At 39.7% G+C, this 24996-nt stretch carries 24 protein-coding genes; 8 read left to right on the plus strand and 16 right to left on the minus strand.

The features are described from left to right. Positions 1-20: 20 nt before the first annotated feature. On the minus strand, positions 21-1349 hold the full coding sequence (locus tag P20495_RS04115; protein ID WP_008138316.1) for a GH1 family beta-glucosidase: 1329 nt from the start codon (positions 1347-1349) through the stop codon (positions 21-23). 268 nt (positions 1350-1617) lie between these two features. On the opposite strand from P20495_RS04115, the gene P20495_RS04110 reads away from it, so the two are divergent. Both P20495_RS04110 and P20495_RS04105 read left to right on the plus strand, forming a co-directional pair. After that, positions 1618-2892: a sugar MFS transporter gene (locus tag P20495_RS04110; protein ID WP_008138317.1), complete on the plus strand. Its 1275-nt coding sequence runs from the start codon at positions 1618-1620 to the stop codon at positions 2890-2892. Further along, positions 2892-5444 carry an exo 1,3/1,4-beta-D-glucan glucohydrolase gene (locus P20495_RS04105; protein WP_008138318.1) on the plus strand — a complete coding sequence of 851 codons (2553 nt, stop codon included), beginning with the start codon at positions 2892-2894 and terminating at the stop codon, positions 5442-5444. Before P20495_RS04110 ends, P20495_RS04105 begins: the two co-directional genes overlap by 1 nt. A 186-nt stretch (positions 5445-5630) precedes the next feature. On the opposite strand, the gene P20495_RS04100 is transcribed toward P20495_RS04105, so the two are convergent. After that, positions 5631-6521: a TIGR01777 family oxidoreductase gene (locus P20495_RS04100; protein ID WP_008138320.1), complete on the minus strand. Its 891-nt coding sequence runs from the start codon at positions 6519-6521 to the stop codon at positions 5631-5633. A gap of 170 nt (positions 6522-6691) precedes the next feature. Between P20495_RS04100 and P20495_RS04095 the strand changes: the two genes are divergently transcribed. Beyond that, positions 6692-7729 carry an AI-2E family transporter gene (locus P20495_RS04095; RefSeq protein ID WP_008138322.1) on the plus strand — a complete coding sequence of 346 codons (1038 nt, stop codon included), beginning with the start codon at positions 6692-6694 and terminating at the stop codon, positions 7727-7729. A gap of 44 nt (positions 7730-7773) precedes the next feature. Here the strand turns inward: P20495_RS04095 and P20495_RS04090 are convergent, their stop codons facing one another. The 6 genes from P20495_RS04090 to P20495_RS04065 form a co-directional block, all read right to left on the minus strand. Continuing rightward, the gene (locus P20495_RS04090) at positions 7774-8856 is read right to left on the minus strand and encodes an FAD-dependent oxidoreductase (protein ID WP_008138324.1); all 1083 of its coding nucleotides are present in this window, start codon (positions 8854-8856) and stop codon (positions 7774-7776) included. 39 nt (positions 8857-8895) lie between these two features. Further along, the gene (locus P20495_RS04085) at positions 8896-9306 is read right to left on the minus strand and encodes a hypothetical protein (protein WP_008138326.1); all 411 of its coding nucleotides are present in this window, start codon (positions 9304-9306) and stop codon (positions 8896-8898) included. Then, positions 9293-10630, minus strand: a complete 1338-nt coding sequence (locus P20495_RS04080; RefSeq protein ID WP_008138328.1) for an ATP-binding protein — start codon at positions 10628-10630, stop codon at positions 9293-9295. The genes P20495_RS04085 and P20495_RS04080 overlap by 14 nt, the downstream gene beginning before the upstream one ends. Beyond that, positions 10624-11298, minus strand: a complete 675-nt coding sequence (locus tag P20495_RS04075; protein ID WP_007375447.1) for a response regulator transcription factor — start codon at positions 11296-11298, stop codon at positions 10624-10626. The genes P20495_RS04080 and P20495_RS04075 overlap by 7 nt, the downstream gene beginning before the upstream one ends. Positions 11299-11301: 3 nt before the next feature. After that, a complete protein-coding gene (locus P20495_RS04070) occupies positions 11302-11565 on the minus strand; it encodes a PepSY domain-containing protein (RefSeq protein WP_007375446.1) in 264 nt (87 codons plus the stop codon). A gap of 148 nt (positions 11566-11713) precedes the next feature. Beyond that, positions 11714-12016, minus strand: a complete 303-nt coding sequence (locus P20495_RS04065) for a YciI family protein (protein ID WP_008138335.1) — start codon at positions 12014-12016, stop codon at positions 11714-11716. A gap of 189 nt (positions 12017-12205) precedes the next feature. Here P20495_RS04065 and P20495_RS04060 point away from each other — a divergent pair, with 189 nt between their 5' ends. Beyond that, positions 12206-13630, plus strand: coding sequence for a sodium-dependent transporter (locus tag P20495_RS04060; RefSeq protein WP_007375444.1), 1425 nt, complete (start codon positions 12206-12208; stop codon positions 13628-13630). 69 nt (positions 13631-13699) lie between these two features. Here the strand turns inward: P20495_RS04060 and P20495_RS04055 are convergent, their stop codons facing one another. Both P20495_RS04055 and P20495_RS04050 read right to left on the minus strand, forming a co-directional pair. Then, entirely contained in the window at positions 13700-14341 is a 642-nt protein-coding gene (locus P20495_RS04055; protein ID WP_007375443.1) for a CPBP family intramembrane glutamic endopeptidase, read from the minus strand. Positions 14342-14407: 66 nt separating this feature from the next. After that, positions 14408-14983, minus strand: a complete 576-nt coding sequence (locus tag P20495_RS04050) for an inner membrane-spanning protein YciB (RefSeq protein ID WP_008138341.1) — start codon at positions 14981-14983, stop codon at positions 14408-14410. 191 nt (positions 14984-15174) lie between these two features. On the opposite strand from P20495_RS04050, the gene P20495_RS04045 reads away from it, so the two are divergent. Continuing rightward, positions 15175-15444: an HU family DNA-binding protein gene (locus P20495_RS04045; protein ID WP_008138344.1), complete on the plus strand. Its 270-nt coding sequence runs from the start codon at positions 15175-15177 to the stop codon at positions 15442-15444. A 382-nt stretch (positions 15445-15826) separates the two neighbouring features. Next, the gene (locus tag P20495_RS04040; protein WP_008138346.1) at positions 15827-16405 is read left to right on the plus strand and encodes a type 1 glutamine amidotransferase domain-containing protein; all 579 of its coding nucleotides are present in this window, start codon (positions 15827-15829) and stop codon (positions 16403-16405) included. Between the two features lie 64 nt (positions 16406-16469). Here the strand turns inward: P20495_RS04040 and trpA are convergent, their stop codons facing one another. Genes trpA through P20495_RS04010 form a run of 6 tightly spaced genes read right to left on the minus strand, consistent with a single transcriptional unit; the run spans position 16470 to position 23058 of the window. Beyond that, positions 16470-17291, minus strand: coding sequence for a tryptophan synthase subunit alpha (gene trpA / locus P20495_RS04035; protein WP_008138347.1), 822 nt, complete (start codon positions 17289-17291; stop codon positions 16470-16472). Continuing rightward, positions 17288-18472, minus strand: a complete 1185-nt coding sequence (gene trpB / locus P20495_RS04030; RefSeq protein ID WP_007375437.1) for a tryptophan synthase subunit beta — start codon at positions 18470-18472, stop codon at positions 17288-17290. Before trpB ends, trpA begins: the two co-directional genes overlap by 4 nt. Positions 18473-18479: 7 nt before the next feature. Further along, the gene (gene trpCF, locus P20495_RS04025) at positions 18480-19844 is read right to left on the minus strand and encodes a bifunctional indole-3-glycerol-phosphate synthase TrpC/phosphoribosylanthranilate isomerase TrpF (RefSeq protein ID WP_002961581.1); all 1365 of its coding nucleotides are present in this window, start codon (positions 19842-19844) and stop codon (positions 18480-18482) included. Then, a complete protein-coding gene (trpD, locus tag P20495_RS04020; protein ID WP_008138350.1) occupies positions 19837-20874 on the minus strand; it encodes an anthranilate phosphoribosyltransferase in 1038 nt (345 codons plus the stop codon). Before trpD ends, trpCF begins: the two co-directional genes overlap by 8 nt. An 11-nt stretch (positions 20875-20885) precedes the next feature. Then, entirely contained in the window at positions 20886-21488 is a 603-nt protein-coding gene (locus P20495_RS04015; RefSeq protein WP_008138352.1) for an aminodeoxychorismate/anthranilate synthase component II, read from the minus strand. A gap of 1 nt (position 21489) precedes the next feature. Next, on the minus strand, positions 21490-23058 hold the full coding sequence (locus P20495_RS04010) for an anthranilate synthase component 1 (protein ID WP_007375434.1): 1569 nt from the start codon (positions 23056-23058) through the stop codon (positions 21490-21492). Positions 23059-23522: 464 nt separating this feature from the next. On the opposite strand from P20495_RS04010, the gene P20495_RS04005 reads away from it, so the two are divergent. Together P20495_RS04005 and P20495_RS04000 are read left to right on the plus strand one after the other, a co-directional pair. After that, positions 23523-24377: a PHP domain-containing protein gene (locus tag P20495_RS04005; RefSeq protein ID WP_007375433.1), complete on the plus strand. Its 855-nt coding sequence runs from the start codon at positions 23523-23525 to the stop codon at positions 24375-24377. Continuing rightward, positions 24374-24994, plus strand: a complete 621-nt coding sequence (locus tag P20495_RS04000; RefSeq protein WP_007375432.1) for an L-threonylcarbamoyladenylate synthase — start codon at positions 24374-24376, stop codon at positions 24992-24994. The genes P20495_RS04005 and P20495_RS04000 overlap by 4 nt, the downstream gene beginning before the upstream one ends. Positions 24995-24996 lie beyond the last annotated feature (2 nt).

The raw sequence follows: 24996 nt of genomic DNA on the forward strand, positions 1-24996 counted from the left end.
TTTTAGTTATGGGTATGCTCTTATCTTTTAGAGATGAGTTCTTTATAAGCTAAGCCACTGTTTTTAATAGTGCGTTGCTGGGTTTTATAATCTACATACACAATACCAAAACGTTTTAAATAGCCTTCAGCCCATTCAAAGTTATCCATTAAGCTCCAAGCAAAGTAGCCATGTATAACAACACCTTGTTCAATTGCATTATGAACCGCGTTTAAATGAGTATTATAATAACTTAAACGGTCTAAGTCGTTAACTTCACCATTATTATACGTATCGGGCATTGCTGCACCATTTTCGGTTATATAAATAGGCGGTAAGGTGTATGTTTTATTAAGCGATACGAGCAAGTCAGTGAACGATTGCGGATAAATTTCCCACCCCATATCAGTTAGCGGGCCCGTAGGTGCAATAGGCTCATAAATGTCAGTAGGGTGCGCTTTATAAACTTGGCGGGTATAAAAGTTAATACCTAAGTAATCAATAGATTGAGAAATTAGTTCCATATCGCCCTCAAGAATCTCAGGCTGATGGTTTAATGGTAATTGATTAATTATATCGGGGTATTGGGCATCAATTATTGGTTTGATATACCACTGATTAAGGTAGTCGTCTGCAAATGCAGTGGCTTTTAAGTCTTCATCACTTTGAGTTAGGCTATAACACGGCGTAAAGTTTAGCACTATGCCATTTAAAGTATTAGGCGAGTTTTGCTTTAATACGCTCATAGCGAGTCCGTGGGCTAATAATAAATGGTGCGCTGCTTTACGACCATATTCTTTACCCACTTTACCTGGGGCATGGATACCAATTTCGTAACCTAAAAACGCACTACAAAATGGTTCATTCAGTGTGGCATAAGAGTGAACGCGATCGCCAAAGGCTTTAGTAATTAAATTTACGTAATGCTCAAAAGCGTAAGCTGTTTGTCTGTTAAGCCATCCGCCTTCATCTTCAAGATGTTGCGGTAAATCCCAGTGGTACAAAGTAACAAAGGCTTTAATATTGCGACGTTTTAGCTCATCTAAAATATCAGTATAAAACTTCACGCCTACAGGATTTAACTTTGCGTCTTGGGTCATCACGCGCGGCCATGAAATAGAAAGCCTGTAAGCATCTACGCCAAGTGACTCAATAAGGTCTATATCATCACGCCAAAGGTTATAGTGATCGCACGCGGTATGACCGTTTGAGCTATCGACTATTTTATTGGGCGTATCGCAAAAAGTGTCCCAAATACATGGGAGACGATCTTGTGATCCGCCTTCTATTTGAAAAGAAGCCGTGGCCACACCGTACACAAAGTTTTTAGATAAAAGCGGTGAATGGGGCGGTAGTGATAATTTTGTCATTAATAACAAACCTTTTGTTGGTCATTTACAGAGAGATCAGCCCTGTGTTTTTACTTAATTAATGCTGTATGCGTGGTACAAAAAATAAAAAGTGTTGAAATATACAGCTTGTTCGTATTTAATTGCATATGAAAGCGCTTACATTTAAGGTTAGTGTTTATTAATTCTTAGGTCAACTCTTTAATGCTTCTGGATGGTTTAAAGACAGCTGAAAACTGCAACAGAGCAGCTTAAGAATAGATTTATAATAATAAAATACGGAGAACACATGGCAAGTTCAGCACCAGTGACAACACACACACAGTCGCAAAACTATCAGGATAAAAATTACAGTTTTGCATTAACTTCTTTAACAACATTATTTTTTATGTGGGGATTTATAACCTGCTTAAATGATATTTTAATCCCACACTTAAAAGCCGTATTTAACCTAACGTATGTACAAGCAATGCTTGTGCAGTTTTGCTTTTTTGGCGCTTACTTTTTAATGTCACTTCCAAGTGGACACATTGTTAAAAAGCTTGGTTATAAAAAAGGAATCGTGGTTGGGCTTTTAATTGCGGCAGTCGGGTGTATATTATTTTACCCAGCAGCGTCTTTACATAGTTACCCTGTATTTTTATTCGCTTTATTTGTACTTGCCAGCGGCATAACGTTATTGCAAGTATCTGCTAATCCTTATGTAAGTTTGTTGGGTTCAGCAAAAACAGCGTCGTCTCGACTTACGCTTACCCAAGCTTTTAATGCCTTAGGTACTACTGTTGCGCCATCATTTGGTGCTCTGTTAATTCTAGACTCAGCGTCGGATGCCTTTTTAACACCTGCTCAAAATGCAGAGTCAGTTCAACTTCCTTACCTCCTTTTAGCTGCGATGCTTATTTTACTAGCAGGTATTTTTGCTTGGCTTAAATTACCAGACATTATGAGCGAGCAAAAAGCAGAAGCCGAAAAATCAGAGGCAATTGAAGGCAGTGCTTGGCAGTATCGCCATCTTCTATTAGGTGCTGTGGGTATATTTATGTATGTTGGCGCAGAAGTGGCAATTGGTAGCTTTTTAGTAAGCTTTTTAGCACAAGAAAATATAGCAGGGCTAAAAGAAAATGTTGCAGCTCATTACATCACTTATTATTTTGGTGGTGCTATGGTTGGGCGTTTTATTGGTGCTGCTGTAATGCAAAAACTACCCGCAGGTAAAGTACTTGGCTTTAACGCAACCATGGCTATTATTTTAGTCATTATTGCCATGAGCACGTCGGGTCAATTAGCAATGTGGTCAATACTATTGGTTGGTTTATTCAATTCTATTATGTTCCCAACTATTTTTAGTTTAGCGTTAAATGGACTTGGTAAGCATACCGCTCAAGGCTCTGGTATTTTGTGTTTGGCGATTGTAGGTGGTGCAATAGTGCCACTTTTACAAGGTGCGCTTGCTGATAGTGTGGGTGTTCAACTTTCGTATGTTTTACCTATTTTATGTTACATATTTATCGTTTTTTACGGCCTACGAGGCAGCAAACCAGTATTAGTGAAGGAGCCATCATAATGAAAACGACTTTTAAACTTAATGCATTAGCAATTGCAACGTTAGTAGGAAGTGTTACTGCACTAAGCGGATGTACTAACGAAAGCAATGTTGAAAAAGTAAATGTTGAAGCGCAATCAAAGCTAGAGAAAATTTGGCCAAAGCTTTCAATTGCAGTAAAAAAAGACCCTGCTATTGAAGCTCAAATTGTCACGTTTTTAGAAAATATGACGCTTGAGCAAAAAGTAGCGCAAATGATTCAACCAGAAATTCGTGATATTACCGTTGAAGACATGCGTAAATATGGTTTTGGCTCTTACCTTAATGGCGGTGGTGCTTTCCCTAATGGCGATAAGCATGCAACGCCAAAGGATTGGGTTGCACTTGCAGAAAAAATGTATCAAGCATCTATTGATGACTCAGTGGATGGCAGCAAAATTCCAACTATGTGGGGCACCGATGCAGTACATGGTCATAATAACGTAATTGGCGCGACACTTTTTCCACATAATATTGGTTTAGGCGCGGCTAATAACCCAGATTTAATAGAGCAAATAGCGTCTATTACCGCAGCAGAAGTAATGGCTACGGGGATAGATTGGGTATTTGCACCCACTGTAGCAGTAGTACGAGACGACCGATGGGGCAGAACGTACGAAGGCTATTCTGAGGATCCAAAAATTGTTCACGATTACTCAGCAGCGATTGTAAATGGATTGCAAGGTAAAGCCGATGGCGACTTTTTAAGTGATAAGCGCGTTATTAGCACGGTTAAGCACTTTATTGGCGATGGCGGCACTGTTGATGGGGATGATCAAGGAAATAATATAGACAGCGAGCAGTCGCTATTTGATATTCATGCCCAAGGTTACGTAGGTGGTTTGTCGGCGGGTAGTCAATCTGTTATGGCGTCTTTTAATAGCTGGAATGGCGTTAAAAATCACGGCAATAAATACTTACTTACAGATGTATTAAAAACACGTATGGGTTTTGATGGTTTTGTAGTGGGTGATTGGAACGGCCATGGGCAAATTAAAGGCTGTACTAACGAAAGCTGCCCAGAAGCGGTAAATGCTGGCCTTGATATTTTTATGGTGCCAACAGGCGCGTGGAAGCCGCTATATGAAAATACAATTGCACAAGTAAATGCAGGTAAAATAAGTATGAGCCGCATTGATGATGCGGTTGCACGTATTTTACGCGTTAAGTTACGCGCTGGGTTATTTGATAAACCAAGTCCGGCTAAGCGTCTTTACTCGGGTAAAACAGAGCTTATTGGCGCGCAAGCGCATCGCGAAGTAGCACGTCAAGCTGTGCGCGAATCGCTTGTATTACTTAAAAATAAAAATAACCTATTACCTATCGCAGCTAATCAACGCGTGCTTGTTGCAGGTGATGGTGCCGATAATATAGGTAAACAGTCGGGTGGTTGGAGTATTACGTGGCAAGGGACTAATAATAAAAATGCAGACTTCCCTGGAGCAACGTCAATTTACAAAGGGCTTGAAGAGCAAATATCTACAGCAGGTGGAAGTGTTACTTTAAGTGCTGATGGTACGTTTGAACAACGTCCTGATGTTGCCATTGTTGTATTTGGTGAAGAACCTTACGCAGAAGGGCACGGCGATAAAGATAACCTTGAGTTTGAGCGCGGAAATAAAAAGTCATTAGCACTTTTAAGCTCGCTAAAAGAGCAAGGTATTCCTGTTGTATCGGTGTTTATATCAGGTCGACCTATGTGGGTTAACAGCGAGCTTAACGCATCTGATGCGTTTGTGGCTGCATGGTTACCTGGTACAGAAGGTGCAGGTATTGCTGATGTTTTATTAAAAGCGGCAGACGGCACCATCCAAAATAACTTTAAAGGTAAGCTATCGTTTTCTTGGCCTAAATCGGCGGTACAAACTGCGGTTAATAAAGGCGATGAAAATTACGACCCATTACTTCCTTATGGTTTTGGTTTAACGTATGGCGATAAAAACGTGCTAGCTGACGACCTTGATGAAGACTCTAAACTTGATAACTCAGGGCTTACGAGTATGGATATACTTGTTGGTGCACCTGTAGCACCATGGCGCTTATTGTTAAAATCGGGCGATGAGCTTTTAGATGTATCGAGCAGTACCCATGAATTTGGTGCAATTAAATACCGAACTGAGGACAAAATAGTACAAGAAGACGCGCGCCAATTTAACTTCAGCGGTGCAGAAAAAGCCAGTGCTGAAATAGTAACAAGCTTTGCAGAAGATACCATTGCCTACGTTGAAGCAAACAGTGTGATTAGCTTTGATATTAAATTAAACGAAGTACTAACGAGCGATATAGCACTTGCTATGACTTGCTCAGGTGAATGTGGTGCAAGCATTGATTTAGCAAACGTAGTGGACAAAGCTATTGAAAATAAATGGCAGTCAGTATCAATCGATTTAGGTTGTTTTGCTGATAAGGGTGTTAATTTTGCAAACCTAACAAGCCCATTTAGCTTACGCAGTAATGGTAAAGCATCAATTTCTGTAGCTAATATTCAGTTTTTGCCAAATATGGCAGGCGAGGCTACGCTCTCTTGTAAGTAGTTTATTAACTCTATTGTGTGTTTACCAAAGCCCTTCAAATGAAGGGCTTTTTTTATGTAGAGGATTAATACTAACCTGCATACATACTTGAGTAATTTAACGAATTAAATAATTCTTAAACGTTGTTAATTTAGAACAACTAGATACAAAATCTAGCTTAATTTTGGCGCAGTTTATTTATAATGACTAAGTCAAACTTTCTAGGGCTGATTTAATATCAGGGTGATGAAAGCGATAATTATGAGCTTGCGCCTTACGTGGGATAACAAATTGCCCAGTGGTTAATAAATCTGACATTTCACCCATTAGCAGTTTAAGTACTGCGGTTGGCATAGCGATAAATGCAGGCCGCGACAATGCATTCCCTAAGCTTTTACTAAACTCGGCATTACTGACCGGGTTTGGTGCTGTTGCGTTAACTGGGCCTGAAATTTCTGGATGCTTAATTATAAAGAGTATTAGCTGAATCATATCGTCAATGTGTATCCACGACATACCTTGCTCTCCGTTACCAATCGGGCCGCCTAAGCATAATTTAAAAGCGGGTAGCATTTTACCTAATGCCCCACCTTTTTTAGCTAAAACAATACCCGTTCGTAAAAGGCACACTCTGGTTTGTTCTGATTGCGCGAGTAAAGCTGCATTTTCCCACTCTTTACAAAGCTGGTGGCTAAATTCGTCGTGTGGGTTTTCAAAAGTTTCATCAATAGGGTTACTATTTTGTCGACCATAAAAACCAACGGCACTACCTGATATAAAAGTATGTGGGGGAGTGTTACTGGCTTTAATTGCTTCACTAATTTGCTGTGTAACACCAATACGGCTGTCTCGTATTATGTGTTTTTGTTTGTCACTCCAACGTTTATTAACAATCGGTTCGCCAGCTAGATTAATAACAATATCAACGCTGTTAAAATCCACTGAATTAACATTGCTTACGGCTTTAACTTTATGGCCCAATAATACGTTTGCTTTAGTCGGGTTTCGGCTAAGCACAGTAACCGTATTATGGTGAAGTAAAAAAGGGCATAAGTGCTTACCAATTAATCCAGTCGCGCCAGTAACAAATATATGCATTATTAATCCTTACAATAAAATAGTAGCAAGTGATTGAAAAACATACTCGCTAGCAAACAGCTTTGCAAATTTATACGTAAAGCATACTTTTATGATCACTTGGTAATTATTTCATTTCATTAGCTTTTGCCTTACACTGGGGCAATATAATTAATAAAAGGATTAGTGAGTTGGCAAATTTAACTGGAGTGAATAAAAGTTTAATAGTTTTTGCTGCCTTGGTCGTTGTACTTGCGGGTATAAAATCAGCAAGTGTAATTATTATTCCATTTATTTTAGCGGCGTTTATTGCCATTATTTGTAATCCATTTATTAAGTTTTTCGCGCGATATCGAATTCCCAAAGGTATTGCTGTTATGTTAGTGGTACTAATTATTGTTGGTTTAGGCGTAAGCTTAGGTGGGCTTGTTGGGCAGTCCATAAACGATTTTTCGCAGCAGCTTCCTGAATATAAAACACAGCTTAAAGAAGAGTTTGTATGGCTGGTCGATTTAGCATCTCAATACAACATATTGATTAATAAAGAACAGTTAATCAATATGTTCGATCCAGGAAAAATGGTCGATGTAGCCACGGATATGCTCACTGGTTTAGGTGGGGTAATGGCCAACATGTTTTTAATTATTTTAACGGTTGTGTTTATGCTGTTTGAAGGGCCGATGCTGAGTAATAAAATACACATGGCCCTTGATGATCCCGATAGTAAAATGAAACAAATAGACCGCTTCTTAGAATCGATAAACTCCTATCTTGCTATTAAAACATTAGTGAGTTTAGCCACCGGTATAATCGCTGCATTTTATTTATGGATTTTAGATATCGATTATTTTGTACTGTGGGGAGTATTAGCGTTTATGTTTAATTACATTCCTAATATTGGATCAATTATCGCAGCTGTACCTGCGGTATTACTTGCCCTTATTACTCAAGGCCCATTAGTGGCAGGACTTGTTGCTGCAGGGTACTTAACGATAAATACGGTAATGGGCAATATTGTAGAACCTAAATTTTTAGGTAAAGGGCTGGGTCTTTCAACATTAGTGGTGTTTTTATCATTAATATTTTGGGGTTGGTTACTAGGCACTGTAGGTATGCTTTTATCTGTGCCATTAACTATGATTGTAAAAATAGGCTTAGAAGCCAGTGCCGAAGGTAAGTGGGTTGCCACTTTATTGGGCAGTGGTGAAGACGCCGCCAAAAATAACTAGTCGCTGTAACTATCAAGGGCTGGATAAATTACAGCTCTTGATTGCTAAAGACTAATGATTGAATTAATAGCTTCGTCAACAGCATTTATTGCACCCTCTAAGTATCCTGCTTCTTGTTTTGCAAATTCACTCGCTACAAAATGAATATTTAGGTTACTTAGCTGCTCACCCAAGCCTGAAAAATTAAATTCAGGGTGTTGTGAAGACTGAGTACGGTCGTCCTCATTGGCTACAAGCTCATCCTCTGGCCAGTCTTTAATAAAGTACCCTGTTGCCTTTTTAGCATCCTGACCATAAAAGTAGCTAAGCTGCTGGACACAGGCTTGAATTAACTGCTCTTTAGTTACTTCGCTTCGTGATAAGTAGGGCACACCTATAAAACCAAATAATGCGGCGTAATTATCATCTTCAGCACTGGCATCGTGAATTTCGACCATAGGGCCGACACGGCTAAAGCATTGTCCTGATAAGTTATTATCACGCCAAAATGCATGTTCAAAAGTAGCTATAAACTTGGCTTGTCCTGCCATCCATGTCGGTACGCTGTTGAGGCGGCTTATGAGTGTTGGAGTAGCCCATTGTTCAGGTGTTAAATGGGCTGTCACCATGCGTGCAGGAATTGCTGACATTAGTTTGTTCGTATTGAAGTGTTTTATATTACCTAAATGGTTTACTGTAATTTGCCAGCTATCACCGCTCTTTTTAAGCTCAGTGACATTGTGGTTTAACAATACAAAATCTGGATTAAGTTGCTCATACAATGCAGTTATTAAGGTATTCATACCGTGTTTGAGCCTAAATAATTGCATCTCTCCAGCGCCTGCAATTTGTTGTGGTTGCTCTGAATGTGGCGATTGGTATAACACATCGCCTTTGGTGTATTGCTCAAATAGACTTAAGTTGAGTGACTTGATTAGCGCTTGAATTTTTGGTTGGTGAGGAAATATCCATGTAGGGCCCAAATCAAAACTAACACCACTATTTATTGGTGATTGCGCCGAATAAATTCTGCCACCTAATTGCGATTTAGCTTCTAATAATAAATATGGGGTATTAAGTAGTTGCAACTGATACGCACTGTATAAGCCCGCCAGCCCACCACCTATAATAATTACAGGTTTAATCATTTTATTACCTATAAGCAATCGATTAGTAGATTGCTTGTTTTAAAATGGTTTTTTAAGTGCATCAGTAAATTGGTTGATAAGTTGGATTTCACAGATTTTATAACTAATAGCCGCAGTTGTTGCATTAGGGAGTTTTAATAAATAACGCCACTGGCAAGCGCTTTCTATGTATTTTTCATTATTACTAATGCTGCGCATAAATAATGGAAGTATTTGGGTATTACCTGTACTTTCTTGTGATGTAGTGAGTTCGTATTTACGCTTTTGTATCCAACTGCCTTGCACTAGTTTTGCTTTATTTATTTGTGTATCTAGGCATTGGATATAACGCTTAGCTTCATCCGTGGTTGCTTTTTTTACTAAAGTACACGCTTCATCAGCAAAACTGTATTGGCTAATTATTAACAGTACAATTGCAGTTAGCTTTAATAAATTATTACTTTTTATCATTATAATTAAACTCTAAAATAAATTGAGCACCGCCCAAGTTATCAGCTTTAGTGATAGTGAGAGTACCGTGATACGACTTAACTAAATCAGATACAATTGCCATACCCACACCGTGTCCGCTTTCATATGTATCTAGGCGTGTACCACGAGTGAGTAAAGACTCGCGCTTGTCTTCTGGTACACCAGGACCATCATCGCTAATACCAATACACAGAGTTTTACTTTGGACTACTTGTATTTCGACTTGTGAACGACATGCTTTACAGGCGTTATCAATTAAATTACCCAATAGTTCCATTAAATCGGTTTGATCACCTAAAAAGTAGTCTTTATCTGTTACTGTGCAACTAAAAATAATATCTTTATCACGATACACTTTTGCCATAGCACTTAAAATAGAATCGAGAACTGGCTTAATTGGCGTTTGTTTCTTCCAAGTATCAGAGGCACCGGTTGCTGCCCGTTTTAATTGGTGCTCGATCATCACATTAATACGGTCAAGCTGCTCTTGTGCATCTGCATCATTAGCCAACGGGCTTGATTTCAAAACAGCTAGTGGTGTTTTAAGCGCGTGTGCAAGGTCGCTCAATGAGGCTCTGTAGCGCTCTTTCTGACGTTGTTGAGAATCAAGGAGTAAGTTTAAATCGGACTTAATAGTTTGCAACTCAATGGGGTATAACCCTTTAATTTCTTGGATATCGCCAGACTCGATCGCTTTTATTTCTTTATCAAGTCGTTGCAGTGGCCGTGCACTCCAAATAAAACCAACCGCCATAAGACCTGCGATTGCAATGCCCATTATAAACATCCAATCAACAAGTGTTTGCTTAAAACCGTCCATTAAACGCAGTAGGGCATCGTTACGTTTAACTAATATGAAGCGTGCCTGTTCTGATTGATCTATGTTGTTTAAAATAACAGTAAGGCTAAGTTGCCAGTACGCAGTGTTTTTATATTCAACTCGTCTAAAGTCCGCTGCACCTGCTTTTGTTTCTACTTGCTGAGGTACAAAATTAACGTTAACAGCTGATTCAGAATGCCAAATGGGTTCATCGTCACGATAGATCATTGCGTAGGTATCGGAGTTTAGTCTATTTAACTCAGGCGCTAAAATTGTACTTGGCATAATAATGCCATGCTCAGTAAAGTCGACTTCAGATATAAGCGAGTATAGCTGTGCTTCGAGGGTTTTTTCTGTCGCATCAACAAGTGAAGCGTAATACGCTTTGCCAATTGAATAGAACAGGATTGGGAGTGCGACTAATAAAACAAAGACAAGGATAAATCCTTGCCTTATTTTTAACGATATTTGCGGTATTACCACTGACTTTTAAGCCTGTAACCGCGCCCACGTAGTGTCTCTACTGGGTTTAATACACCTTCAGGGTCAAGTTTCTTGCGTAAACGCAGTACAAATACTTCGATAACATTTGAATCAAGGTCAAAATCTTGATCGTAAATGTGCTCAGTCAATTCTGATTTTGAGATTACTTTTTGCGGGTTTACCATTAAATACTCAAGCACTTTATATTCGTAAGCGGTTAGGCTGAGCTCTTTATCATCAACCCAAACTTGCTGCGAGCGTGTATGGATTTTGATTGGGCCTGCTGTCATTTCTGGATTTGCCTTACCTGCACTGCGACGAATTAATGCATTACAACGTGCAATAAGCTCTTCAACGTGAAATGGTTTTGTAAGATAATCGTCTGCGCCAGCATCTAAACCTTCTACTTTGTCCTGCCAGCGATCACGCGCTGTTAAAATCAGAATAGGGATAGTAATACCTTGTGCACGTGCTTTATTAATCAGTTCGATACCGTCTATTTTAGGTAAACCTAAATCAACAACGGCCATATCAAGCGGATATTCAGTAATATGGAAAAGACCTGCTTCACCATCGTGGCATAAATCCACGCTGTAACGTTCTTTTTCTAAAGCATTACGTAGGTTATCTGCTAAATGTAAATCGTCTTCTATAACTAAAATTCGCATCGGTTAATCCTTTTTTACTTCGCCAGTTTTTTTATTTATATGTAAATCGACGACATGGCCGTCAGATTTGAGTATTCGCACTGTATAAAAGTCAGTTTGTTCAGAAATCTTAAGCGTTTTACCGTTAATGGTTTTTTTTGCGAGTATTACAGCCTTCTTTTTGCTTACTTCAGCTTTAGCCGTTGGATTTGTGGCTGTTGTATTTACTTGAGAAAAGCTAGCAAAGCTAGTACAAGCAATAAAAGTAAGACTTAATAATATGCGCATGATAGAACCCCTAGACCAAACACACTTAGTTTAATTAACTAAGTTACTAAAATTCAAGTAAAAACACTAAATTAGCTTTTACTTTAACAATTTTAATTAAAAACCCGTGAACAAACCCTGAACTATGTTAATAAGCGATTATTTATAGTTAAGCAGGGAAAACTTTTTTAAATGGTTTAACAACAGTATTTTCATATACGCCTGCGGCAACATACGGATCAGCCACAGCCCATTCACGCGCGGCTTCTATTGAATCAAACTCAGCCACAACGAGTGAACCGGTAAAACCAGCCTCTTGAGGATCTTCACTGTCAACTGCTGGAAAAGGACCTGCAGTAAATAAGCGATTTTGTGAATCAAGCTCATTAAGACGTTCCAAGTGTGCTGGGCGTGCTGCTTTTCTAAGCTCTAAGCTGTTTTCAACATCTGTTGAGTGAATCATGTACAACATAAGAAATCTCATAAAAATTGTTAAATTTAATTAACGCAATACTATCACAGCGTTGAAAATTGGTGAATTAAAAGCGTATTTAGGCAGGTTTACACTTCGATTTTATTTTTACACTGTATTTGCTTGAAAATATCTGTGTAACACTGGTAGAGTCGCTGAAATATACAAAATAATAAAAAGGTTTTATGCATGAGCGATAATAGAGAGCGATTTAGTTCCCGTCTCGGATTCATACTAGCGGCAGCAGGTTCTGCTGTGGGTATTGGTAATTTAGTTGGTTTTCCTGTTTCTGCTACCAAAAATGGTGGTGGCGCATTTTTATTAATTTATGCTTTATTTGTCGTATTCATTTGCTTACCTGTCATGATGGCTGAAATGGCAATGGGCCGTAATGCTCAAAAAGATCCACTCGGCTCGTACAAGTTGTTGGCAAACAATGACAAGAAGTGGAAGTTTGCAGGGTTTTTAGCTGTGCTTACGCCATTTATGATTGCAGTGTTTTACATGGTAATTACAGTGTGGATTTTCGGCTACTTAATGCAAACTGGTTTGGGGAATTTAGATTTACTCGCTGAACCTAGCCATTTTGGTGTTTTTATTAATAGCTACACTGTTTTTGGTTACATGGCGGTAGTGGTAATTATTGTTAACTTAATTTTATTAGGGGGTGTTAAGCAAGGCATAGAAAAAGCCGCTAAATTTCTGATGCCAGCACTTCTAGTCATGCTTCTTGCTTTAGTTATTTATGTATTAACACTTGATAATGCAATGGCAGGTGTTAAATATTATATTATCCCTGATTTTTCTAAAATGAGTGCAAGCGTACTTAATGGGGCGCTAAGCCAAGCATTTTTCTCGTTGTCGTTAGGTATGGGTATATTAATGACTTACGCGTCGTATATATCTAAAAAAGATGACATTGTAAGTAGTGCAAAAATGGTAGCAATTACTGACTCGTTAGTCGCCTTTGTCGCAGGTCTTATGGTATTACCGGCTATATTTAGTTTTGATCCAAACACAGACCCATCAGCACTTTCTGACTCGTCAGTTTCGATGATTTTTGTGTATTTGCCGAAAATATTATTAGCACTGCAAAATGATATCGGATACGTAGGCGCATCAATTGTAGCATTCTCGTTTTTCTTGTTGGTATTTTTTGCTGCAATTACGTCATTGGTATCTATTGTTGAAGTACCGACAGCCACATTAAGCGACCGCAAAGGAATTAGCCGTAAAAAAGCATTGGGTATTTTAACACTTACAACTGGCGTGCTAACTATTTTATGTACTATGTCGTTTGGTATGATTGACAGCCTTACCTCGTTTACCAGTTATGGCGGTGTAAATAAGAGCTTTTTTGATATTATTGTTGATGTATTCTACGACACAATTTTACCTCTTAACGGCTTAATGGTGTGTTTGTTTGTAATGTACCGCTGGAAAAAAGCACGTTTAACACAAGAGCTAAGCTTAGGCTCGCCTAATTATGCTGGTAGCTTAATGGAAAAATACGTTAATTTTTCACTTTCAACGTTTATTCCAATTATTTTAGCGGTGATATTTATAAATACAGTCGCGACTAAGTTTTTTGCTCTAAAAATATTTGGCTTTTAAATACAGACCCAATTATATAAGCCGTACTTGTTGCGGCTTTTTTGTATGTAAATTTAAATAAAGGTTACTTTAATTAAATGCGCCTGAGTCGAGGTAGCTGCCAATGCCAAGGGTAAACATCCAAAGCCCCCATAAGCTATGCTCAATAACGCACACAAAGGTTGAGCGGCTTTTTGCGTAGGTATAAGCAAACAGTAAGCCACCTAAAAATGCTAAGGCTACTGCAATCCAATTTGCATACACAATATGCGCCAACGCAAATACACTCGCACTAACTACAATACGCACTGCTTTTTTTGGCATGATGCGTTTATAACGATGAAAAAAATACGTTCTGAATATTAATTCTTGAGGAATAACCGACAGTATTGGGTAGAGCACCAACAGTAAAAGCCAATCATTAAACGAGTTACGGGGAAGGGTAAACCAGTTTCCCTGATGAATAATCCCGTAAAACATACCTGAGAACAGCGCACCTAAAAAAAAGAAGCTAAACACACGCTTTTTAACAGCAGAAAATTGCCCAAGGCTTGTAAGCCTAAACCGTTTAAAATGAGGATCGCCCAGTAGCAACATACAGCACACACTCATAAGTATAATAAGCGCAGGAATAAGCCAGTTTGCTAAATGCTCGCGTAATCCAAAGCCCAACAAAGGCAGCAATACAAAAATGAGGGTAAATTCAAACCAGCGGTATTGATTAGCGTTCAAGGTCGTCTCAACTTGCTTTTTTTAATAAGCTAGCAAGCTAAGACGACACTTTTATGACGAGGGGGCTTACTTTGCTGTTTCCTCTTCATCAGGGAGGTATTTGTACAAGGCAATAATGGTGGCAAAAATGCTTACAAAAGTAATACCCATTAAACCAAACACTTTAAAGTTAACCCAAAAGTCGAGCGAAAAATTATACGCAATATAAATGTTTAGTGCCGCTATACCAGCAGTTATAGCAACCCACATTAGGTTAAGCTTATCCCATAATGGTTCTGGGACAACAATGGCTTGTTTTGTATCATTAGCGTTTTCGAGGATTGAGCTAAGCGCTTTTTTAACGAGATTTTTATTAAGTACATAACGGCTAACAAGTAACGTTAAACTTAAACCTGCATATATCAGTGTTGCTTTCCATTTAATGTATTGCTCATCATGAAGTACCAGCGTTAACGTACCAAACACAGCCGCAATGCCAAAAAATATCCACTGACGAGTAGGTACATTGCCATGTTTAAAGTAGCTATAAGCAACTTGAATGAGCGTAGTGACCATTAATAAACCAGTAGCCCAGTAAATATCGACTAGCTTAAAAACTGCAAAAAACAGTATGAGTGGAATGTATTCAATTAATGCGTGCATAGTCTACCTAAATTATACAAAAAAGAGTCAAAGGCTTTTTACCACATAAAGCTTAGCAACTACAAGGTTGACTTGTTGCCCTGTAACCCTTAGCCTGCGTGGCTTTATTACCAATTCGGTTTGGTATTTTTCATATCATCATATTCCCACGCTTAACCAACACTGATTTGGCGTGTATTTAGGAGCCTAAAATGAATAAAGCAGAACTCGTTACTGCCATTGCACGCAAAAGTGAATTAACAAAAAAAGATGCTCAATCGGCACTTTCAAGCTTGCAAAAAGTCATTACTAAATCGCTTTCTGAGGGCGATCAAGTTCAAATTAATGGCTTTGGTACCTTTGCACTAAGTTACTATCCAGCGCGTACTGGGCGTAACCCACAAACAGGGGCTGCAATTGAAATAGAAGGCGCAAATAAAGCGGTTTTTAAACCCGCGAAAGCGTTAAAAGATCTGCTTTAAATTTATTTAAGGTTTTAAACCTCGTATTGATAGATAAGTTACATGAGCGCGAAGTAAATTCGCACCTACGGGTATATGCTGTAGATCAGGATTACACGTCGCGTTTAATGGCTTTAAATTACATGAGCGCGAAGTAAGCGCACCAATGGGGAAATATGCTGTAGGTGAGGTTTTATACCTCGCTTTTGGTGGTGTAAAATTACATGAGCTGGAAATAAAGTAGCACTTATGTACATTATTCATAATCTCTAAATAATTTACATGGCATTATAAATCCTAATTAAATTTACTCCTTTATTTTCAATTGCTTGTTATCGGCACGCATCGTGCTTTTTTGATTGTGTATTTTAAATATACCTTTTAAGAAAATAAGGAGATCTCAATGAGTACATTACAAACAAGCACATGTTTACAAGGCAAAAAAATCGCAATTTTAGCCACTGATGGATTTGAGCAAAGTGAGCTTTTATCTCCACGCAGCGCATTACTTGATGCTGGTGCAAACATCGAAATAGTATCAATTAAAGAAGGCCAAATTACTGGCTGGGATGAAGACAAGTGGGGCGATAAAGTAACAGTAGATAAACTAGTTACAAATGCAGACCCCGCTGATTACGACGCGCTTATGCTTCCTGGTGGTTTATTTAATCCAGACAGTTTACGCCAAGATAAAGATGCTAAAGCATTTATTGATGGCTTTTTTGGCGCAGAAAAAAACAAACCCGTTGCTGCTATTTGCCATGCGCCGTGGTTGTTAGCTGAAATTAATAAATTGCGCGACCGTACCATTACTTCTTTCCCCAGTATTAAAAGCGATTTAATTAATGCAGGTGCTAATTGGGTTGACCAAGAAGTATGTGTAGATAAAGGTTTAGTAACAAGCCGAAGCCCAGCAGATTTAGAAGCATTTAATGCTAAATTTATTGAAGAGATTTTAGAGGGTAAACACCAAGCTCACTAATTTGCTTTTCAAAAACAAAAAAGGGCATTTAAATGCCCTTTTTTAATGTGTAAATTTACACTTTTTATAATGCGGTTGCGGCTTTCATTTCACTAACGAATGCTTTTAACAGCGTTGTCATTGCGTCTAAATCGTTAAGGTTAGCTTCAATAATTTTAACTACAGCAGAGCCTGAAATAGCACCTGCTGCGCCTGCGTTAAGTGCGGCTTTTACATCATCTGGTGTTGAAATACCAAACCCTAAAAGAGCAGGAGCTGCATGGTATTCTTTTAATTTAGTGACAATATTACCCGCTGGCATTTGTGCTTTAGCATCGGTACCGGTAACACCAGCGCGCGATAGTAAATACGTATAACCACGACCGTAAGAGGCGCATTGGCGAAGTGTGTCATCATCTGCATTAGGTGTTGCAATAAAAATTGGGTCTACACCGTTATCCATTGCCGATTTTCTGAATATTTTAGATTCATGCAAAGGCACGTCAGCCACTAAAATAGAATCTACGCCTACCGCTTTTGCATCTTTGTAAAATGCTTCTATGCCGCGCTTAAAAACAAGGTTTGAGTAGAGTAATAATCCAATTGGAATATCGGCGTTGTACTCGCGTATTTCTTTAATGACATCAAAGCAATCTTGCGTGTTAATGTGCACATCAAGTGCGCGAATATTAGCTTTTTGAATTACAGGACCATCCGCAATCGGGTCAGAAAACGGAATACCAAGCTCAAGTGCATCAGCGCCGCCGTCAATTAGGCTTTTAATAATCGCAACACTTTGCTCTTTACCTGGGTCGCCAATTGTTACAAACGGTACAAACGCACCTTGTTTTTGCTCGTTAAGCGCTGCAAACATTTTACCGTAACGATCCGTTTTTACTTGGCTCATAGCTGACCTCTTTCAGTTAGTACATTGTGAACGTGTGCTAAATCTTTATCGCCACGACCACTCAAATTAATCACTATAACACTTTCCTCGGTTTGCTCTTCTGCGTATTTAAGCGCATAAGCTAACGCATGGCTTGATTCAAGCGCCGGAATGATCCCTTCATTTTTAGCAAGCGACTGAAACGCATCAAGCGCTTCTGTATCTGTGATACCCACATATTGAGCGCGACCAGTTTCGTGTAAAAATGCATGCTGAGGACCAACAGCTGGGTAATCAAGGCCTGCTGATACAGAGTAAGACTCTTCAATTTGGCCATCGTCATTTTGCATAATGTACGTATAAGTACCGTGTAATATACCTTTAGTGCCTTTACAAATTGTTGCACCGTGCTCATTTGTATCAAGCCCCTTACCTGCAGGCTCAACACCAATTAATTTAACGCCTGGCTCGTCAATAAAGTCAGTGAACATACCAATTGCGTTTGAACCACCACCAACACAGGCAATAACAGCGTCAGGTAAACGACCTTCGGCTTTAAGTACTTGTTGTTTAGCTTCTTCACCAATAACTTTTTGATACTCACGTACAATTGTTGGGAATGGGTGAGGACCAGCGGCTGTGCCTAGTAGGTAATGCGCGTCTTGATAATTTGCTGACCAGTCACGCAGGGCTTCATTTACTGCATCTTTTAATGTGCCAGAACCCGCTGTTACCGGAATAACCTCTGCGCCCATTAGCTTCATTCTAAATACGTTTGGTTGCTGACGTTCAACGTCTTTTGCGCCCATATAAATACGACATTTTAAACCCAGTAATGCACATGCAAGCGCTGTTGCAACACCGTGTTGACCTGCGCCTGTTTCAGCAATTACTTGTTTTTTACCCATACGCTTAGTAAGTAACGCTTGGCCAAGTACTTGGTTGGTTTTATGTGCGCCACCGTGTAATAAGTCTTCACGCTTTAGATACAGTTTTACTTTTGGGTTTTTAACTAAATTGCGCGTTAAAGTAAGTGGGGTAGGACGACCCGCATACTCGTTTAATAATTTACTTAGCTCAGCCTGAAACTCAGGATCTTTTTGTGCTTTGTTAAATTCGTTTTCTAACTGCTTAAGCGCAGGGACAAGTAACTCGGGTACAAACATACCGCCAAACTCGCCAAAATAAGCTGGATTTTGCATTTTAACCTCAATAATTTCTGATGCTTGTAAAAGCATTATGTAATTTGTTAGGGCACTTTTTACCCGCAGATTCTTCAACGCCTGAGTTTAAATCAAGGCCTAAGGCACCTTTAAAAAGCGCATCTTTAATATTGTCTGGATTTAAGCCTCCAGCGAGCATAAATGGAGTGGTTGCATCATGAAGCACCGACCAATCAAATGCTTTACCTGTACCGCCAGCTTGTGTATCGCTGTGTGTATCGTAAAGATGTCGGTCAACGCCATTTACAGGCGTTGGCAATGCATCTTTTATTGCTTGGGCTTTCCAAATCTCGCAGCCGGTAGGTAACTGTGTACGCAACTGAGCGATGTAATCGTCACTTTCTTGGCCATGTAATTGAACTGCCGCCAATTTTAGCACACTTGCGTATTGAGCAACTTGATCAATTGGGGCATCTACAAACACACCCACAAAATTAAGCGGGGCACTTTGGCTTAGCTCTTTTGCGCAATCTAAATCAACATAGCGTGGCGATTTAGGATGAAAAATTAAACCACCGTAAATAGCACCGTTTTGATATGCCGCTTGTGCATCTTTGGTACGTGTTAAACCACATACTTTATTGTCACCTAAAATAACACGGCGACATGCTTGCTCTAAATCACGCTCGCCCATAAGTGAGCTGCCAATTAAAAAACCATCGCATAATGGGGCTAAACGTTTTACGTCTTGATGGGTGTAAATACCCGACTCCGAAATAACCACTTTATCAGCCGGAATAAGTTTGCGTAGCTTTTCGGTAGTGGCTAAATCGGTGCTTAAATCGCGTAAATCACGGTTATTGATACCAATAATTTGTGCATCAAGCGCAAGTGCACGGTGTACTTCTTCTTCATTACTTACTTCTGTTAACACCGACATATTAAGTGAATCGGCAACTGCATGCAGTGCTTTATAGCTCTCGTCATCAAGGACCGAAAGCATCAGTAATATAGCGTCACCGCCATAAATACGCGCCATATATACTTGGTACTCATCTATAAAAAAGTCTTTACAGATGAGCGGTTGTTCTACTTGGCTGCGCACAAATTCAAGATAGTCAAAACTGCCTTGAAAATATTTAGCATCAGTTAACACGCTCATGCAGGTGGCGTATTTTTTATAAACTGAGGTAATTTCGGTTAAATCAAATGGCTCTCTAATTAACCCTTTTGAGGGCGATGCTTTTTTACACTCTAAAATAAACTGTGTGCCTGGGGCTGCTAATGCTTTGTAAAAACTACGGCTTGTAGGCACTGCAAGGTGTTTAAAGCTTTCAAGCGGGCGTGCGGCTTTACGCTCAATGAGTTCTAATTTTTTATCAGCAACAATTTTGTCTAATACATTAGCCATTACTTACCTCAATAATTGCATTTAGTGTGTTCATGGCTTGCCCTGAACTTAATAATGTTTGTACTTGTTTTGCCCCTTCTTTTAACGTTTCTGCTTTACCTGTTAGGTATAAAAGGGCAGCTACGTTAACCACAATAGCAGCATTATGTGCATCTGTGCCTTTGCCTTGCAAGATGGCGAGGCTAGCATTTGCGTTGTATTGTGGGCCTTCACCAGCGAGTTGTTCAAGTGAATAGTTTGCAAGGTCAAAGTCGCTTGGGTTTAGCGTGTACTGCGTAATCTCGCCATTATTTAGCTCAACTACCGTTGTTGGGCCGTGTAGAGCTATTTCGTCAGTGCCTGAGCCGTGAACAATCATAGCGCGCTTTGTGCCAAGGGTTTTAAGTGTTTGTGACATTGGCATACATAACGCTTCGTTATACACACCTAACAATTGCACATCAGGTGCAGCGGGGTTAGCAAGCGGGCCTAAAATATTAAAAATAGTGCGTGTTTTAAGCGCTGTACGCACGCCCATCGCATGGCGTACGCCACTGTGATAGTGCGGTGCAAATAAAAAGGTAAAATTGGTTTGCTCAAGGCATTTTGCTGCCTGCTCTGGGCTCATATCTATATTAATGCCCAGCGCTTTTAGTAAGTCGGCAGAGCCTGAATTACTCGATACACTGCGATTACCATGTTTTACCATGTTAATACCGGCAGCAGCGGCAACTATGGCTGCTGTTGTGCTTATATTAATTGTGTTTGAGCCATCGCCGCCAGTGCCACAGCTATCAGCAAGTTGTGTACTGCTGGTAGTAAAAGCAACAGCGTTTTCGCGCATTGAGGCTGCAGCACCTGCTATTTCATCGCTTACTTCGCCTTTAATTTTAAGGCTTATTAGTAGGGCGGTTAGCTCAATCTCGCTCATGTTACCTTGCATTATTTCATCAAACAGTGCTTTGGCGTCTGCGTAGCTTAATGATTGCCCTGTAATTAGTTGTTCAATAGCGTGTTGAACATTTATGGGTTGTTCTGGTTGTGTACTCATAATGTCCTCTTTTATTTAGCGCGTGTTAAGTAAGCGACACTTTGCTGAAGTAGCATTGCGCCGTTTGGCGTCAGTATTGATTCTGGATGAAACTGGTAACCCAATGCGTTGTCATCATGATGATAAATTGCCATTGGGATATCTTCGTACTGGGCAATAACCTTAATATTATCAGGCACTTTTGTTGCCATTAATGAATGGTAACGTGCTACAGGCATTGTATTGCCCATACCATCAAATACAGGATGTTCGCCTAAATTAATAATTGAAGACTTACCATGTACGGTTTCACCCGCGTGACCAATTACTCCGCCATAGCTTTGTGTTAACGCTTGTTGGCCTAAACAAATGCCTAACATTGGGAAGTGGCCTTTAGAGAGCTCGATAAGCTCCATTAAACAGCCTGCATCGCTTGGTGTGCCGGGGCCAGGCGAAAGTACTAATAGCACTTGGCCTTGCTCTTGGCGCATTTTGTTAAAAATAACCTCAGCGCTAATGTTGTTTCTGTAAACAACCAGTTCGCAGCCAAGCATCGTAAGCTCATCAACAAGGTTATATGTAAATGAGTCAAAGTTATCTAAAAAATAGATTTTAATAGGATTCGTTTTACTCATTCTATACCGCCTTATACGTAGATTTTATGGCGGTGATAACCGCTTGTGCTTTAGCGCGAGTTTCGTTTGCTTCTGAAATAGGATCTGAGTCAAACACCACACCGGCACCTGCTTGCACGTAGGCTATGTTATTTTTAACAAAAGCAGAGCGAATAACAATACAGCTATCCATTGCGCCATCACCGGTTAAGTAACCAACAGCGCCGCCATAACTGCCACGGCGTTTCCCTTCTGTTTGACGTACAAGCTCAGCAGCACGTACTTTTGGTGCACCAACAAGGGTGCCCATGTTCATACACGCTTGGTAAGCATGCAGTGCATCAAGCTCGGGTTTTAATGTGCCAACAACGCGTGATACTAAATGCATTACCTGTGAATAGCGGTCTACTTTTAATAACTCTTTGGCAAAACGAGTACCTGCAACACTAATGCGGGCTACGTCGTTACGTGCTAAATCAACGAGCATTAAATGCTCGGCGCGCTCTTTTTGATCGTTTCTTAGTTCCAACTCAATGCGGCTGTCTAGGTCTGGGTTTATTTGCCCGTTAGTAAATTTGCCGCGCGCTCGAGTACCAGCAATTGGGTAAACTTCTACTTGCTGATTACTTACGTCGTACTTAAGGGCCGACTCAGGAGACGCGCCAAATAATGCAAAGTCTTCATCGCGCATATAAAACATATAAGGGCTTGGGTTTTGCTTTTTAAGCTGGCTATACGCATGTAAAGAATCAGGGCAAGGTAGTGAAAATGTACGCGACGGCACTACCTGAAAAATATCACCATCTACAATGTTCTTTTTAAGCTTAACCACTTGCTCGCAGTAAGTGTCATCGTCTATATCAACGCTTACCTCACATTCGCCACTTTGCATATCCGCACTAAATTCTGCTGCGTTATCGCAAAGTGTATTTAATCGTTCTAACTCTTTACCTACTTCAAAGCAGTTAGCGTGTACGTCTGGGCCATTAAATACATTACCAATGAGCTCAGTTGTTTGCTTTTGATGATCAATAACAACTAAGGTTTCGGCTAAGTAAAATACGTAATCTGGGCAGGTATTTTCACCATCAGGTACATCACTTAATTGCTCAAAGTTTGCCACCATATCGTAAGCAAATACGCCGCCTAAAAATACCGAAAATGGATTGTTAGTTGTGCTTTTAATACTGTTGATACACGTACGTAGTGCGCTAAATGCGTTATCAGCAACGAGCTTGCTCGCTTCGTCAGTATCGCCGCTAGTGTCTAAATAACAAAGGGTAAGTGTTTCGCCGTCTAAAGTGGCATCACAGCTTTTAACATTTGCCTGCAAGTAGCTAAGTAGTTGTTGCCCATTATTAGATTGAGCATTAATAGTGACTGTTTTACCTTGGCATACGATGCGCAGTGCACAGTCGACTAAAATTAAGCTTTTTACACTGTCTTTAGAATCAATCTCAGCCGATTCAAGCAGTAGTGAGTTAGGCTTATCAAGTGCCGCGTATAATGCAAGAGGGCTACTAATATAGTCGCGTACTTGCGTAATGCTTGTTACTTCGCCTGGTGTGGTAGTTATATGACTAAAAATCAAACCTCATTCCCTCAAAAAATTAAACCCCGCAATGCGTTAGCAGTGCGGGGTTTGAATAACGATATCTAAATTACAAACAGATCATTACCGTCCCGCTATATCAGGCGCCACCACCAACGATGTGTAAGAGTAAGACCGTTATTCATGTTTTTCTGCCTCAAAATTTATTAAATATTTTTAACGTATATGTTTCGTAAAATTTAGTTATAAAAAAACCCGCATAGTTGCGGGTTTTGAATTTTTGTTAGACACGACAATTCATCACCCGAAAATTACGAGTGCCACCACCAAATAGTGTTTAAGTTTGAATTGATCATTATTGTTAATTCTTAATGTGTCTGAAAGTGGCTACAGTAAAACGTATCTTATGCTTTTGTGTCAAGTGTTTATTTAAAACAATTTAGTCAAAAAAGTTGTTATACTTACATAAACACCAGTAACCCTTAATTTTAAGCAGTTTTCTTTTGATAAAATATGATTTACATAGCCATACCACACATTCAGACGGGCGTTTAACGGTTGAAGAATTATTGCATCGCGCTGTTGATAAAAATATTGATGTGTTTGCTATTACCGATCATGACACTGTGGCAGCTATTAAGCCTGCTCAGCAATTTATTAAAGCAGAAAACTTACCGCTTTCATTAATAACGGGTACCGAAGTGTCTACCAAATGGGAAAGCTTCGAAATTCATATTGTAGGTTTAAATATTGATATTAATAATATTGACCTTACCTCTTTATTATCAGCTCAGCAGCAAAAGCGAGAAGAGCGTGCGCTAGAAATTGGCGCACGCCTTGCAAAAAATGGATTTGATGGCATTTACGAGCAAGCTAAAGAGCTGGCAAAGGATGCGCAAATTACGCGCGCACATTTTGCACGCGCCCTTATTGAGCGCGGTGTAGCTAAAAATTTTCCGGGTGTTTTTAAAAAGTACTTAGGGCGTGGTAAAACAGGCTACGTGCCAAGTTGCTGGTGCACTATGCAAACCGCTATTGAAGCAATACATGCCGCTGGTGGTGTTGCTGTACTTGCGCACCCAAGTAGCTATCAAATGTCAAACAAGTGGCTACGCAAATTATTAGTAGAATTTAAAAGTGTAGGAGGAGACGCAATGGAAGTTGCACAACCTCAACAGGCGCCAAGCGAACGTCAATTTTTAGGTGAACTCAGCCGTGAGTACGAACTACTTTGCTCGCAAGGGTCTGATTTTCATTTTCCGACAAGCTATTTAGAGCTTGGCAAAAATTTATACTTACCGAAAGACTGCCAAGGTGTTTGGCAAGTTTGGGAAGGACAAGAAGGGGCATTAACATGAGTCAATTATTCCATATTCATCCTGATAACCCGCAACCAAGATTGATTAGTCAAGCCGTTGATATTATTAAGCAAGGCGGTGTTGTTGTTTACCCAACAGATTCGGGCTATGCAATTGGCTGTAACATTGGTAATAAGCAAGCCAAAGAGCGCATAGAGCGTATTCGTGGTATTGAAAAAAACGATAATTTTACGCTAGTTTGCCGTGATTTATCGGAGCTATCTACTTATGCTCGTGTAGATAACCAGCTATTTAGATTAATTAAAAATAATACGCCAGGGCCTTATACCTTTATTTTTAAAGGCACAAAAGAAGTCCCTAAGCGTTTATTAAACGACAAGAAAAAAACCATTGGCATGCGTGTAATTGAACACCCAATTGCTTGTGCGTTACTTGCCGAACTTGGCGAGCCGCTAATGTCGTGTTCTTTAATTTTACCAGGGCAACAATTTACAGAATCAGATCCTGATGAAATATTAGAGCGATTAGATAAGCACGTTGATTTAATTATTCACGGTGGTTACTTGCCAGAGCAAGCAACCACAGTAATCGATTTGTCAGAAGATGAAGTTCAAATATTACGTGTTGGTTGTGGTGATACAAGCCCGTTTGAGTAATA

It is taken from the genome of Pseudoalteromonas sp. BSi20495 (assembly GCF_000241185.1).
Lineage (GTDB): Bacteria > Pseudomonadota > Gammaproteobacteria > Enterobacterales > Alteromonadaceae > Pseudoalteromonas > Pseudoalteromonas fuliginea.